A 15,134-nucleotide genomic window follows, 5' to 3' on the forward strand; every position below is an offset into this window, starting at 1 on the left:
AAGGTGCATGCCTAAGGACACCATCCCGCGCCTTGGCTTGCCGCTCATCATAAGATATAGAGCAGTTCATTATTGTTCAGAGAAATCACAGCAGAGAGGGGCGACGGGATGGTATATCGATATGTGGCTATAGGAGATTCATTAACGGTAGGTACAGGAGCGTTGCTGGGCACCGGCTTTGTTCCTTTATATCGGCGAATGGCGGAAATGAATGTTCGTACGTTTGTATCCATGGAAAATATGGGCGTGAATGGACTGACGTCGGGGGAAATGTTGCAGATGATCTCTTCGCATCCCCGAGTGCGGCAATCGCTCCGTGAAGCGGATATCATTACCATATCCATTGGCGGAAATGATTTGATTCGTACGTTTAAAGCAAGTAATGGCATTCCAAATGCCAGCAAAATGACACAGGTGCTCGGAGAAACCCGTAGTAATGTATCCCAGATCATGCGGCACATTCGGCAGTTAAAGGGCAACAGTGAGTATATGGTCCGATCCATCGGATTGTACAACCCGTATCCACAAGCGACGGAAGCTGCGTACTGGGTGCGCCAATATAATTCGTTTCTGAATGGAGCGGGATCAGGCAACTATGCGTGTGCTCAAGTCTATGACAGGTTTGAGGGCCGTGAACGTGAACTGTTGTTCTGGGACAGAGTGCATCCCAATGCAAGAGGGTATCGTGTCATTGCAGAGCAGCTTAATCGGACCGGATACTATCCATTCTCTTGATCACTTTGGAACAGAACTAGACCGAGTGATGGACTTCCTTTAAGATAATTAGAGGACAGTTCCATTATGTGAGATAAAGGGGTTAATATTTGGTGCAAAACATCGATTCCGGTTCCCTCCATCATTCAGAGCAGCAGCGCATATCCGAAGTGTTGGCCTTATATGGTTTCACATCGGACTGGAAAGGTGAGCGTGGAAAGGGTGGGATGAATAATTCTACCTACATGCTCCATGTAGACGGGGCTAATTACGTCATGAGACAATATGAAACACATAATGATTCGATGAAAATCGCCTTTGAACACGAGGTGCTGGAAGCCCTCCAACGTTCGAACTTTAAGCTTGATACACCTTCACCTGTAGGACGGTTATCTAGTGAGGGAGGTACATTCCTTGCTGTAAAAGAAAACCTCACAGGTCACACCAAAATCGTGACTTTGTTTCATTATCGGGAAGGCGTCAATCCCATCTGGCATACACCAGATCAATTGATAGGGCTCGGTAAAGCGGCGGGGGCCCTGTCTTCTGTTATGGCTACGCTGGATATACCACTTGAACCTGTGTATCCACCATACTATCGAATTCAGGATGCGTATCCGCTCTGTTCACCAGAACGATTATTACAGCTATGCACATCACCACCGGAGCAATTGGTCGCATGCTCGAATGAACTGAAGCAGTTGAGGCATGTGCTGCCAGAACTGTTTGAAGCCCTGCGGGGTATGGAACAGTTGCCGCATCAATTGGTTCATGGGGATGTGAATGCCTCGAATGTGTTGGCAGATCAGCAGGGTGAAATCTGTGCCATTTTGGATTTTGAATTTGCGACATGGGATTTGCGGGTAATGGAGCTGGCTGTTCCGATGTCTGACCTCCTTACCATGGACAAGAGTGAAGATTGGATGTGGCAGGCACAGGAGGGACTGATCAGGGGATTTCGGGAACAGGTCAGCCTGAAACCGGAAGAGTTGCTGGCCATACCTCAATTGATTTTGCTGCGCAGTCTGGATGTGGTCTTGCATTTCATCAGTCGCATGTTCGAGGGTACAGATGAGCCGGAAGTGGCTGTGGATCAGATTGTGAAGCTCAAACAGCGGATCGACTGGATGCGTCATCATGAAGAACAACTGCGTGAGATATTGGTGTATTAATATCGTTGCTATTAATAAAGTGCACTGTTTCTGCTCAAACGAGGGCAGAGATCAGTGCACTTTATTGGTTAGAAGAGTGATAAACGCGTGTTATTGCGTGAATCAAACGAGATTACAATCCACGCTTACGGAACCAACTGCGGACAGCCCAACGGCGCTCCTGACGTTTCTTGTATTTGGGCAATGAACGGTACACGTTCAAGGATTGCTCGTAAGCCTGCTTCGCATCTGCATTGCGTCCGAGGGAACGATGAACTGAGCCGAGCAGATAATAAGCTTCACTGGATGAGGAATGAATTTCCTGAAACTGATGCACATAATCCAGCGCTTTGTCCTCATGCGTATCTTTAAAGGCTCCAGCAAGGGTGAGATACGGACGTCCATACTTGACTCTGGGGTTGATCTCGAGGGCTTGCAGAATATGACGTTCGCCTTTTTCGATGTTGCCCAAATGAAGCTCAGTCGTCCCTAATGCCTCCCAATACTCAGCTGATTGCTCATAGGGGCGTTCCAGTTCAAGCAATAACGCATGTGCCTCGCTGTAACGTTTGCGCTCAATCAGCAGGCGAGCCAATTCCAGTTTGGAAGAAACTTCATTGGGACTCATGGCAAGCTGTTGGCGAAGCCGGGAGATGTTACGCATACGCTTGAGGGGTTTCGTGAAGCTTGGGAATACGCCAACATAGCGACGATCTAGGAAGTATAGTATTACGAGTAAAATCAGAATGGCAATGAACGGATTACCTATAATCCGCCATAGAAGGCCAAAGATAAGAAATTTAATAAGCACAAAGTCAACTCCATTTATGATGTAATCGCGTTTCGTACACTTAAAATATACTTCGATTGATCCAGCGGGTTAACCCCTCTGCGTTTGCGAGTATGAGTCACATCTGCAGGACATTCCTGATATCCGGCAAATGAAGTCGTGAGCACCCCGCGGCCACTTGTCTCGGAACGCAGTTTCACCGGATAATCCATTGAGGTGGCAAGAGGCATAACTCCTTCAATAATACAACGTCCGCTACCAATGACGGGGGCTTCGAAGGTTGCACGCATATATACCAGATCGCTGAGGGCTTTTCCGCCATATTCTTCCGGGACCGTCAGTCTGAACTGAAGGAGGGGTTCTAACAAAGTGGTACCTGTTCTCGCCAATCCATCCATGATTCCCATCGGCGTGGCTACGACAAAATCAAGCGGATGGGTATGCCAGACATGATGTTCCCCTTCCACCAGCGTGATTCGCAGATCGGTTACTTCCCAACCGAGCATGCCTTGAGACAGTGCTTCGGGAATCCGCCGTTCGACTTCATTCTGATAACGTAGCAGCAGATCATCTGTCCTTACGGTTGAGGTATAGATCAGACCGCTTCCACGAGGCAAAGGTTCAATTCTGAAGCGTAGGATGGCCCAGCAGGGCTTAGGCATCGTGTAGGCAATATAACCTTCTCCTGCTGCACGTGGCGTTTCCTTATAGATGACGGATGGCGGGTCGAATACGACATCCAGTCCGAAACGACTCATTAACAAGCTGGATAAAATCTCAAGCTGAATAGTTCCCATAACCTTGAGATGCAGCTCTCGTTCCTCCGGCAACCATTGCAGATCAAGCAAGGGGTCTTCGTCCGTCAACTCCTGTAATGCAGCCACAAGATCGGGGTAACGTGCCGGGTCCTTGCCATGTACTTGTACGGTCAGCAAAGGCACAGCCATCTGTGGCAGTGGAGGTACACCCTCAGGATTGCCGATAATGTCACCCACATGGGTGTCACTTAGTCCGTACAGCGTAGCGATCTGCCCCGCGTGAACGGCACCGGTATCTGCCCATTTCCGTCCATCCATGCGGCGAATCTGCGTTATTTTCTCCTCAAGCTCCCGCGTCGAATTATAGATGGTATCCCGGTTGTGGAGACTACCACCATACATGCGGACGTAGGCCGTGCGTCCCATCGTGCGGTCACGTTCAATCTTGAACACAACACCCGATACGGGAGAATCCACTGGCTGTGCAGGTGGAGGCAGAAATGCAAGGACTGCATCCAGCAATGCCGTGACGCCAATTCCTTTGCCGGAAGCACCGTAACAGACAGGGAACATCTCACCTTTATGCACATACCGCAGGAATGCTTCATTTAGATCCTTTTGGGATAACGCAGTCTCTTGAATGTAGGCTTCCATAACTTTTTCGTCCAGCTCGGCAAGTATCTCGAACAGACCTGGAATGGAAGGTGTACCACCGGACAGCGTATCTTGATTCTCATTCCATAGGGAGTCGATGCCATGAAATGACTCTTCATGAAGTTGATACGTTTGGATTTCGCAAGCGAAGGGAGACAGGGTGGAACGAATCTGCTCCATTACTGCTGGTGCAGACGCGCCAATCCGATCCATTTTATTGATATAGATGATGGTAGGAATGCGAAGTGAACGAAGGGCATGCCAGATGGCTTCACTTTGGGACTGAATCCCCTCCACTGCTGATAGAATCAGAATAGCGCCATCCATTACGCGCAGTGTTCGCTCTACTTCGGAGCTGAAATCAATATGCCCAGGCGTATCAATAAGGTCAATGATGGTGTTCTTCCAGATCAGAGAGGTCATAGCTGCTTGAACGGATATGCCACGTTCTTTCTCAATGTCCAGCGAGTCTGTGGCTGTTGTTCCGTCATCCACGCGTCCCGGACTGCGGACGACACCACTTTCATATAACATATGCTCGGTGGTAGTTGTTTTGCCCGCATCCACATGGGCGAAGATGCCGATATTCCTGCGATTCAATTCGTTTAACATGGAATGTTAAGCTCCTCTGACAACGGAATGCAATGTTTCCGACAATTAATAATCCAGATTATCATACCACATCTTCCATATGGAAGAATATGTGGATATATATGATTAGGGCGTGTCTGAAAACTTGCGGAGTTTTCAGACACGCCCTAGACCCGGCACCTATGTTCTGGGCTATTTCTATTTTAACGTGAACTGTTCATGGTTCTACGGTAGGCTGCGGGCGTTGTGCCGGTTAATTTTTTGAATTGACGGTAAAAGTGGGGCAGGCTGTCAAACCCGCAAGCATCAGCTACGGCTGCCATTGTCTCATCGCCTTGCACCAGATGTTCTTTCGCCATAATGACCCTTCGCGCTAATGCGTAATCCGTCAGAGTCATGCCCGTGTATCGTTTGAAGGCACGGCTGAAATGAGCAGGGGATACAGAGGCGTACTGGGCCAGTTCATGCAGGGATAGGCCATTCCGAAGGTTATCGTCAATATGAGAGATCGTAGAAGAGAGCCACGAGGGACCGGGAGTAGATTTACTCGGATTCGCAGGTCCCGAGGCTTCCAGACGTTCCAGAAAAATAAGCAATAGTTGCAGCCTTAACAGGGCCGCATGTGCACTCAGATGATGTCCGAGCTGAAATTCGGTCTGAATATCATCAATAAGGGCGGCCACCTGTGATTGCTCTTCTGTGTCCAGATGCCTCTTATACACCCGTTGTCTGCGACAACGTTCAAACAGACTCAGCAAGGAAGAAGCAGCTCCCCCGGCGGTCGATGCCAGCAATCCCGGGCTGAAGAACAAAGCGGAAGATGTGACAGGGTTGCCTGCATCCGGCAAGGCGCGGTGAACCGTACTGCCTGGAATAATGAACAGATCTCCTTCCTGCATATCCTCAAGACCTGTATCAATAAAGATGCTGCCCTGACCACGATATACATAGATAATCTCATGCCAATCGTGAAGGTGATCCGGCAATTCGTTCTGAGGGGATTTTGTATCGCTGTACACCAAGCGGAACGGAATACCGGATTCTGCCTGAATAGTCGTACGAACAGGTGAACGCTCCATAGAGACTCCTTTCCAAACCAGCGTCTTCAACGAGATGTTATAGCTAGTCATGAGAGAGTATATTTACCGCAATATAAGCAATTTAATTTCCTTTTATTGATGATACAATGAATTTAAAGCGTTTACAATATAAGGGTGCTAAGCCTTTGGGCGGCATTCAGAGTGTACAAATAATCGATGAGGTGAGTGTCCATGTCGGCAAGCACGAAACGGCCAAGATTGAAGCTGAATTTGCTCGGGAACGACGGTCAGCGCAAGTGCAAGGAGATTATGGAGCGTCCCGTGAAGGTTTTGCAGATCGGAGAAGGTAATTTCTTGCGGGGATTTGCAGACTGGATGCTTCATGAGAGTGCCAGACAAGGCAAATTCCATGGGAGTGTAGCTGTTACTCAGCCACGGCCTGGAGGCAAAGCCAAGCTGGAGCAGATTCGCGATCAGGATGGGTTATATACCATGATCACGCGTGGGCTGTCTCAAGGGAAGCCGGTTGAGCGGACAGAGTTGATCTCCATTTTCTCACAGTGTATCAATCCGTATGAGGAATGGGATGCCTTTCTGAACTTGGCGGAACTGCCTTCACTTGAGTTCGTTATTTCGAATACAACCGAATCAGGATTGAAATATATGCAGGCAGACTATATCGAGGGTGAACCCGTCCAATCATTTCCGGGGAAATTAACGGTTTTCCTGCATCAGCGATACTTGAAATTTGATGGGGACCCATCCAGAGGTTTGATTCATCTGCCATGCGAGCTGCTCGAAGGCAATGGTGATGTGCTGCGCAGTTGTGTCCTCCGTCACAGTGAGGATTATGGGTATTCCGATGGCTTCCGTTCATGGATCGAGAACCATAATCATTTCCTGAACAATCTGGTAGATCGAATCGTCACAGGTGCGCCGACCCAGGAGGAAGCCGATTCCCTGACGAATCGCTGGGGTTATGAGGACCAGTTGATTAATACGGCAGAGCCATATCATTTCTGGGCCATTCAGGGTGATGAATCATTGGACAAAAAGCTACCACTCAAGCAAGCGGGCCTCAATGTACATTGGGTGAAAGATCTGAAGCCGTTTCAGATACGCAAGGTTCGGATTTTGAATGGTGCACATACCCTAATGTCATCACTCGGAATTCTGCAAGGCAAGCAACATGTGAGAGAAACGATGGAAGATTCGCACTTTGGCCCGTGGATCCGGGAAGCTGTACATCAGGAGATCGTACCTGCTCTGGATATGCCGGATCATCAGCTGGATCAGTACGCAGAAGAAGTATTCGAACGGTTCCTTAACCCGTACATTGATCACAAATTGCAAGATATTGCATTAAATACGATCGGAAAATTCAAGGTGCGTGTGCTGCCTACACTATTATCCTATGAGCTAAACCAGGGAAGCTGGCCAGAACGTTTAATTCAGGGGTTTGCGGGATTACTGTGTCTCTATCGTCCTGTAAATACGCCAGAAGGTTACAAAGCACAACGACTGAATGGGGAGGACATTCTGCTGCGGGATGATCCGGATGTCCTGGCCGCTTTGGCTGCACACTGGGAAGGTTATGACACGCTTAACAGGAATCAGAACCAACTGGCTGAGCGGGTAGCGGCTGTGTTGTCGGATACCCTGATCTGGGGCGAAAATCTGGATGCAAGAGAAGGGCTGCGTGCAGCACTTGTTCGTGAAATTAGTTTGTTGGAAGGTGAAGGGAAATGAACACCACAAGTACAATCAATGACTGGATTGCCATTCAACCACAGGATGACGTCATTATAGCGCTTCGGGATTATGCCAAAGGAGAACGCATTACACTGCCAGACGGAGTTTCTTTTACCTTGCTGGATGACGTGCCCAAAGGGCATAAGATTGCTGTGCATATCCTGGCACCGGGTGATGATGTGATGAAGTATGGTTTCTCCATCGGCATTGCCAAAGAGCAGATTGAGCAGGGAAGCTGGATTCATAGTCACAACTTGAAGACGGGTCTGCACGGCTTGCTTGAATATGAGTACCAACCGGGAGCACGGGTTCAGACGGATATGCCTCCGGAACATCTACGCTCATTCGATGGATATTTACGTCCTAATGGTGAAGCCGGTATCCGTAATGAAATCTGGATTGTGAATACGGTTGGGTGTATTAATAAAGTGTGTGAAGCATTGGCACGTATGGGTCAGTCCCAGTTTGGAAGTCGGGTAGATGGTGTATATCACTTTCCGCATCCATTCGGATGTTCACAGCTTGGTGATGACCTGAAATATACCCAACAGTTGCTGGCCTCCTTGGTGGAACATCCGAATGCAGGGGGCGTGCTGGTCATCGGTCTGGGCTGTGAAAACAACCAAGTAGACGAGTTCCGTGAATGTATTGCTCCGGAATACCGAGGCAAAGTACGGTTTCTCAAAGCGCAGGAAACAGATGACGAGCTTGAGGAAGGGCTTCGACTGATGGAAGAACTTGTGGAGATCGCTGAACATGAACAGCGGCAGCCGCTTCCGCTCAGTAAACTCAAAATTGGTTTGAAGTGTGGTGGTTCCGATGGTTTATCCGGTATTACAGCCAATCCGCTGGTCGGTGCAGTTGCTGATATGCTGGTGGCTGCCGGTGGTACGGCGATTCTGACGGAAGTTCCGGAGATGTTTGGTGCGGAGACGATTTTAATGAATCGGGCTGCCAATGAGCAGGTCTTTCACGATTTGGTGGACCTTGTGAATGGGTTCAAACAATATTTTGTGAACCATGGCCAGAACATCTATGAAAATCCTTCTCCTGGTAATAAGGCTGGCGGCATCACAACGCTGGAGGAAAAGTCACTTGGATGTACACAAAAGGGAGGACGTTCTTCGGTAGTCGACGTGCTGCGCTATGGCAAACGTGTAACTCAAAACGGTCTGAACATTGTAGAAGCACCGGGTAATGATCTGGTGTCTGTTACGGCACTGTCTGCAGCCGGTGCACATATTGTGCTCTTCACAACAGGGCGAGGGACTCCCTTCGGAGGTCCGGTACCTACTGTCAAGATTGCGACCCAATCCGATCTGGCGAATCGCAAAAAACACTGGATTGACTTCAACGCAGGCCAGCTGTTGGAGGGTCGCACGATGGATGAGGTGAAAGTACAGCTGTTCAGCCAACTGATTGACATTGCTTCAGGACGGTCACACACACTCAGTGAGCAGCATGGATTCCGGGAGATTGCCATATTCAAGGATGGCGTAATTCTCTGAACCCAATCTGGCTGGATGTTGTTTATCGTCTGCGATGCATTATCTGGTGAACCGCAGCCAATTCCGGTTGAAATGTGCACTACAACCGGAATTGGCTTTATTTAGATCCCACGGATGCCAAGGGCTTTGGCGATGCTTGATAATGCCGCTGGTGAAGCATGTTGTTGCAGTTGAGCCACCAGCAGTTCACGCGCTTCGGCAACAGTTCCTTCAAACGGCTGAATGCCGTGACGTTCCATCCAGTGACCAGCAGTCTCGTACGCAGAGCTATTCCAGGCGACTTTGCCTTCTGCGAGCCCTTCTTTTTCTTTGGTGCCACTAATCACAATGGCTGAACAGCCCTGAAGGTCGAGAAGTCCACGGTCAAATGCTTTTTTATCTTCTTTTGCTCCGAATCCTGCTTGAGAACGAAGGGCACGTCCATCGATGCCTTCCTGTTCTGCAACTAACGCATGGAGTTTGAACGCTTCACGGGACAGTATACCCGCCTCATACTGTTCCTCGATGGTTCTGGAGTCGGCAAGCAGTCGGTGTACCCAAGGGAAGTATTCACTCGAGACAAGAAGCGCTTTCTTTTTGACGAACTTTCCATATGCAGCAATGCCCTCTTCGGCCAGGCGTGAACGCCATAACCAGGGATCCAAATCATCATCCTTGTGCCAATGTTCTTTGGGGGTTAGCGATGACAGTGAAGGGTATTCGGTAAATAGGGGAGCAAGAGGCAGCAGTCCTATAGACTGGATACGCTGTACTGCTTCTTCGTACGTTACAACGGGTTCATATGTCATGATATCAGCAGGCTCCTTTATGCAGTATGGTGAAGCGATTACTTGGTTGAAGCAAGGTATATCCGGCTCACTTCCTCGGCATGCTGACGAATCTCGCTGCGAAGTTGAAGAGGTTCAATCACTTCAGCTTCACGTCCCAAGCGGTAAAAGAATCGTACGGCCCAGTCCCATTCTCCTGGTGGACAAATGAATGACAATTCCCAGAGATCCGGGGCAATTTCAATCATCTTTTCGCCGATATGCTCATCCTGTTCGGCTTCAATCATCCCCCGATAACTCAGTCGCACCGTCACCCGAGTTGGCGGCTGTTCTGGAGGGATCGGCTTGCTCTGCTGTTGCTGTGCCTGTTCGTTCAGCACCTGTGTATCCTGTGGTTCGATCGCCTTGACATCGATAATTCGGTCGACCCGGAACAGACGCTGCTCACCATGTTCGATGGAATATGCTTCACAGTACCAGAAGCCGGAGGAAGCATACACCCGTGAAGGGCAGATATGCAACCATCGCTGACGCGATACGGATCGATATAGCACATTGATCCATCCATGTTCAGGTATGCATGCCAGCAGCGCGTCCAGATGAGGAAGGATGTAATTGCGGTCTGGAATATGATGATGCAGCTGTTGGAGCATGGGATCGATACGCGACATGATATCATCCGGAATGATGGCCTTAACTTTGTTCATCAGGGTCCAGCGTTTCTCATGAAAGGGCGTGTCGGCGTAGCGACTCAGACCCTCAAGAGCGAATATGAGCGTCGCTGCCTCAACCGGGTCCAGCTGCAATGGGGGCAATACGTAACCCTCCATAAGTCTGAAGCCGCCTCCCGGACCGGAAATGGCAATAATAGGCACATTCATCTCCGAGAGGGACTGAATATCCCGGAGAATGGTGCGACGGGAAACTTCAAATTTCTCGCCCAATGAGTGTGCTGTTTCGTGACCATGCTGTAATGCCATAACGATGGCGGCAAGCCGATTTGTTCTGTTCATGTCAGCCACTCCGTTTCGTTCATTGCCCCGCCGGAAAGTGATGTCGTAGTTATAATTCTATTGTAACAGCTTATAAGTGACATCATGAGTGTCACCAATATTTCAGCTGCATCATTATTTTCCAATGGATCAGCTACATGGTTCACACAAGCAAGTTCCGGCGGGCTTCATTAAAATGTGTGTCTCGTCCAATTCGCTTTACATACTGATATTTCCTTCTATCAAAAATACCACAGATAATGCCAAAAACCCGTATCCGATGTAGACGGATACGGGAAGTAGCAGCTTTTGGCTTACAGAAGACGATAAAGGTATGGAATCTATACCAATATCCTCACTGAAGACAAAAATAAGCTTAAAAGAGATGTACATGTGACACTTTGTATCACGTGCTTTTCCTTTGCAATATAGGCTTCCATTATGACCCATATAGCGAAATACCTTATTTCATTTCAAGCAATTGTACCCCACGGGCTTCAATCTCAACACTTCCCGAAAGCTCGCGATTGGTGAGCAGATCAAGTGCCTTGGCTGTACCAAGATCATAGGATTGCGTGGAAGCGTTATGGTTCATGACGAAAAGGTAGGGTTTGCCGTCTTTGGTACGTGCGCTTACTTCGACACCTTCCGGTGTCTCCAGTAGGGACTCTACATTCTTGGCTGCTGCAAGCTGTCCCAGCAAACCATCGAGGAAACGTTCATCCGGGTCGGATGCAACGTACCAGGCTTCACCTTGACCATAAATGTTACGTGTTACAACAGGCATGCCTTTATAAAAGTCGTCTCCATACTCCGCGATGACTTCGGCTCCTTCACTGTGCAGCAGGTCACACAGCATGCCGGAGCCATATTCTCCTTGAAGATCGCCGTAAGCTTCTTTGAGGACTATGCGGTTCTTTTGGTCAGGCAGCAGGGCATCAATCTCTTCCACCCAGATTCCGAGCAGTTTACGGAGTTCTCCCGGATACCCACCAGTGGTCACGAGATCGTTCTCGTTGACAATGCCGCTGAAGAAGGTCGTCAGGAATGTTCCACCTGCTTCAACATATTTCTCCAGTTTGTCGGCAAATCCTGGTTTAACCATGTAAAGCACAGGCGCAAGAACGATGTCGTATTTGCTAATATCCGTATCCACACTGACGATATCTACCTGTATGTTGCGGCGGAAGAAAGCGGCGTAATATTTATGAATCTGATCCACATAATTCAGGGCAACCGTAGGTCCACTTGATTTTTCGATGGCCCACCAGTTATCCCAGTCGAACACAATCGCTACTTTGGATTCAACAGATGCATCCAGCGTGGTGTCACCAAGGATCTGCAATTCCTTGCCCAGCTCAGCGACTTCGCGAAATACACGTGTATTCTCGTGTCCGGCATGCTCAATAACTGCACCATGATACTTCTCACAGGCACCGATGGAGCGGCGAAGCTGGAAGAACATAATGGTATCAGCCCCGTGCGCAACAGACTGGTAACTCCACAGACGCATGACACCAGGGCGTTTCAATGAGTTATATGGCTGCCAGTTCTGCTGACTTGGTGTTTGCTCCATCAGCATGAATGGTTGACCATCTTTCAGTCCGCGCATAAGGTCATGAGCCATTGCTGTGAAGCTGACGGGTGTAGCGAGACCAGGATAGCTGTCCCAAGAGACGATATCCATATATTTTGCCCATTTGAAATAGTCCAACTGCTTGAAGAATCCCATCAGATTGGTAGTCACGACGGAGTCGGGAATGTGTTTCTTGATTGCATCGTATTCCAACCGATAACAATCCAGCATGCTGTCGGAGTTGAAGCGGGAGTAGTCCAGCGAGATTCCCTGGAACGTTGAATTGTTGTTACCCCAGTGTTCGCTCAGGTTGCTTGGTAGAACAATCTCGTCCCAATCGTAGAAGGTATGCCCCCAGAAATTCGTGTTCCATGCTTTGTTGACCTGTTCCAGGGTCTGATAGCGTTCTTTCAGATAGACGCGGAATGCTTTCTCACAGTTGTCACAGTAACAGTCACCGCCATATTCGTTGGAGATGTGCCATACGAGAACAGCGGGGTGATCCTTGTATCGTTCGGCCAGTTTATCTGCAATCTTCTCGGAATATTTGCGATAGGTCGGGCTGTTTGGACAGGAATTATGGCGCCCACCAAATTTGCGTTTGCGTCCATCGGCATCTACACGAAGTACGTCTGGATATTTCTTCGCCATCCAGGCCGGATGGGCAGCAGTGCTCGTTGCTAGGCATATATAGACACCGTTTTCATATAGACGATTAATAAGTTGGTCGAGTTCTTCAAAATGATAAGTAACTTCATCAGGCTGAATCAGTGCCCATGAAAATACGTTGATTGTGGCAATATCAATGCCTGCCAATTGGAACATACGCAAGTCTTCAAGGTGCGTTTCGTGATCCCACTGTTCCGGGTTATAATCGCCCCCGTAGAACATTTTGGGTAGTTTGCTGCTAATCAATGTGTTCACCTCTTGTATAAGAATAATCCTATACTATATGATACATATGACTTTTAAAATATAATAAAAGTAATGACGTATATAAGAATACGGAAGTATAATTCGGCTTATATCCAAGGGGGCATCTCATGTTTATCTCACCACGACATCAACGATATTTCATGACATCACGTGATCAGCCGCTGCCGCTTTATATCGAGAGCCTTGGCTATAATGGCAATCAGGAGAAGGTATCCAGACCTGTGGGGTATCCATGTTACCACTGGCTTCAGACCGTGAAGGGAGCGGGAGAATTCAAGTTTGCTGGGTCCACGGTCATACTGGCGGAAGCATCAGGTATTTTGTTGCCCCCGAATGAGCCACATGAATATGTGCGTGCCCAAGGAGAGTGGGAGACACTTTACATTACATTTGGCGGTTCCCAGTGTCCGGGAATTATGGAGTCGCTGGGTCTGGGTGAAGCGGCGTTCTATCAGTGGGAGCAGAGCAGCCCGTTCAACGATTACGGCCAGGAAGTGCTGGATTCGATCAGCAGTGATCAGGATTTGTCGGGACTCGAAGCGTCAGCGGGTATATACCGATTTCTGATTTTACTCAAAAAATATGGCATGACAGGCAATCGGTCTTCGATCTCTCATGCCGTCGAGAGGCTCGCTCCGCTCATTGCATTCATGGAACAGCACTATGCGAATCCCGAGATTGGTCTCGAACATATGGCTGACGTCACGAGGATCTCATCCAGACATCTGAACACCTTATTCAAACAATCCTTTGGCATGACAGCCTATAGTTATTTCATTCTGCTGCGTATTCGCAAAGCCAAGGAAATCATGACCGGGGATACTGCCCTGACGATCCGGGAAACTGCAGTTCGGGTGGGCTTTCGGGATTCAAGCCATTTTGTAGCTACCTTTCGCAGGATAGAGGGAGTCACTCCTGAACAATTCCGGAATTTATACTAATCTGTAACGAATTGAATAAAAAGTGATGCCAGGAAGGTATTGATGCATGAGGGTCATTGCCGTTATGATGGTATCGATTCCTGAGATTCGAAAACGTTTAAACGGACACCTTGTATCCGTTCTACCTAGAGAGGATGATTGAAGATGACAACAACGATACCCTTATGGGACCATACTGCACCTTATGCAGCGCAAGGCCATGAAGACGAAATGCCACATTTGATTCCATTTATTCAGCCCGGTTCCGAGAGCGCTATCATTGTATGTCCAGGTGGTGGCTACGGATTTTTGGCGGATCACGAAGGTGCTCCAATAGCCGAACTGTTAAACCGTGCAGGCATAAGCGCATTTGTCCTGAAATATCGGGTAGCACCTCACCAGCATCCTGCACCGATAACAGATGGTCAGCGTGCCATACGTCATGTTCGTGCACATGCCGAGCAGTACGGCATCAATCCTGCCAAGATTGCAGTACTTGGTTTCTCCGCAGGCGGACATCTTACAGCAACATTGGGAACGTTGTATGACGAGGGACAACCGGATCATGAGGACCTCATTGAACGTCAAAGTTCACGCCCCGATCGGGTTATCCTCTGTTACCCGGTCATTACGATGGAGTCTTATGGACATGCTGGTTCCCGTGAAAATTTGCTTGGATCTGACGCGTCTGCCGAGCAGATCAAGGCATTCAGTGCGGAACAACAGGTGAGAGCGGATGCTCCAGAAGCGTTCATCTGGCACACCAGCGATGACCAGGCTGTACCTGTGGAGAATAGCTTGCGTTACGCCCTTGCCTTGGGTGCGCATGGGATTCCCTATGATTTGCATGTTTTTGAGAAAGGTTCACATGGTCTCGGATTGGCTGAAGACAACCACGCGGTTCGAGCCTGGTCTGATCTATGCTTGACTTGGCTTAAAAATCAAGGCTGGTAATCATATTAGCGCTTTGGAGCGAAGGAGAAAT

General features: G+C 48.7%; 12 protein-coding genes. 6 read left to right on the top strand and 6 right to left on the bottom strand.

The genetic code is table 11. The features are described from left to right. The first annotated feature begins 108 nt into the window (after positions 1 to 108). A complete protein-coding gene (locus PAHA3_RS04980) occupies positions 109 to 735 on the top strand; it encodes a GDSL-type esterase/lipase family protein (RefSeq protein WP_062833735.1) in 627 nt (208 codons plus the stop codon). A 92-nt stretch (positions 736 to 827) separates the two neighbouring features. Further along, on the top strand, positions 828 to 1,886 hold the full coding sequence (locus PAHA3_RS04985) for a phosphotransferase (protein WP_153028176.1): 1,059 nt from the start codon (positions 828 to 830) through the stop codon (positions 1,884 to 1,886). A 112-nt stretch (positions 1,887 to 1,998) separates the two neighbouring features. On the opposite strand, the gene PAHA3_RS04990 is transcribed toward PAHA3_RS04985, so the two are convergent. The 3 genes from PAHA3_RS04990 to PAHA3_RS05000 all read right to left on the bottom strand — a co-directional run bounded on the left by PAHA3_RS04990 (position 1,999) and on the right by PAHA3_RS05000 (position 5,788). Beyond that, entirely contained in the window at positions 1,999 to 2,676 is a 678-nt protein-coding gene (locus tag PAHA3_RS04990) for a tetratricopeptide repeat protein (protein ID WP_036670276.1), read from the bottom strand. 14 nt (positions 2,677 to 2,690) lie between these two features. Next, positions 2,691 to 4,679: an elongation factor G gene (locus PAHA3_RS04995; RefSeq protein ID WP_062833737.1), complete on the bottom strand. Its 1,989-nt coding sequence runs from the start codon at positions 4,677 to 4,679 to the stop codon at positions 2,691 to 2,693. Between the two features lie 182 nt (positions 4,680 to 4,861). Then, positions 4,862 to 5,788: an AraC family transcriptional regulator gene (locus tag PAHA3_RS05000; RefSeq protein ID WP_082762720.1), complete on the bottom strand. Its 927-nt coding sequence runs from the start codon at positions 5,786 to 5,788 to the stop codon at positions 4,862 to 4,864. Between the two features lie 141 nt (positions 5,789 to 5,929). On the opposite strand from PAHA3_RS05000, the gene PAHA3_RS05005 reads away from it, so the two are divergent. Next, the gene (locus PAHA3_RS05005; protein ID WP_062833739.1) at positions 5,930 to 7,447 is read left to right on the top strand and encodes a tagaturonate reductase; all 1,518 of its coding nucleotides are present in this window, start codon (positions 5,930 to 5,932) and stop codon (positions 7,445 to 7,447) included. Further along, entirely contained in the window at positions 7,444 to 8,958 is a 1,515-nt protein-coding gene (locus PAHA3_RS05010; protein ID WP_201028070.1) for a UxaA family hydrolase, read from the top strand. The genes PAHA3_RS05005 and PAHA3_RS05010 overlap by 4 nt, the downstream gene beginning before the upstream one ends. Before the next feature lie 101 nt (positions 8,959 to 9,059). Here the strand turns inward: PAHA3_RS05010 and PAHA3_RS05015 are convergent, their stop codons facing one another. From PAHA3_RS05015 to PAHA3_RS05025, 3 genes are all read right to left on the bottom strand, one after another. Then, positions 9,060 to 9,746 carry an AlkZ-related protein gene (locus PAHA3_RS05015; protein WP_062833740.1) on the bottom strand — a complete coding sequence of 229 codons (687 nt, stop codon included), beginning with the start codon at positions 9,744 to 9,746 and terminating at the stop codon, positions 9,060 to 9,062. A 38-nt stretch (positions 9,747 to 9,784) separates the two neighbouring features. After that, complete coding sequence (locus PAHA3_RS05020; RefSeq protein ID WP_062833741.1) at positions 9,785 to 10,738, bottom strand: helix-turn-helix transcriptional regulator; 954 nt, start codon at positions 10,736 to 10,738, stop codon at positions 9,785 to 9,787. A 442-nt stretch (positions 10,739 to 11,180) separates the two neighbouring features. Next, positions 11,181 to 13,208, bottom strand: a complete 2,028-nt coding sequence (locus tag PAHA3_RS05025; RefSeq protein ID WP_062833742.1) for a beta-galactosidase — start codon at positions 13,206 to 13,208, stop codon at positions 11,181 to 11,183. Between the two features lie 128 nt (positions 13,209 to 13,336). Here PAHA3_RS05025 and PAHA3_RS05030 point away from each other — a divergent pair, with 128 nt between their 5' ends. Further along, positions 13,337 to 14,170 carry an AraC family transcriptional regulator gene (locus tag PAHA3_RS05030; RefSeq protein WP_062833743.1) on the top strand — a complete coding sequence of 278 codons (834 nt, stop codon included), beginning with the start codon at positions 13,337 to 13,339 and terminating at the stop codon, positions 14,168 to 14,170. A 144-nt stretch (positions 14,171 to 14,314) separates the two neighbouring features. Further along, a complete protein-coding gene (locus PAHA3_RS05035; RefSeq protein ID WP_062833744.1) occupies positions 14,315 to 15,103 on the top strand; it encodes an alpha/beta hydrolase in 789 nt (262 codons plus the stop codon). Positions 15,104 to 15,134 lie beyond the last annotated feature (31 nt).

This window comes from Paenibacillus amylolyticus (assembly GCF_001570725.1).
GTDB lineage: Bacteria > Bacillota > Bacilli > Paenibacillales > Paenibacillaceae > Paenibacillus > Paenibacillus amylolyticus_A.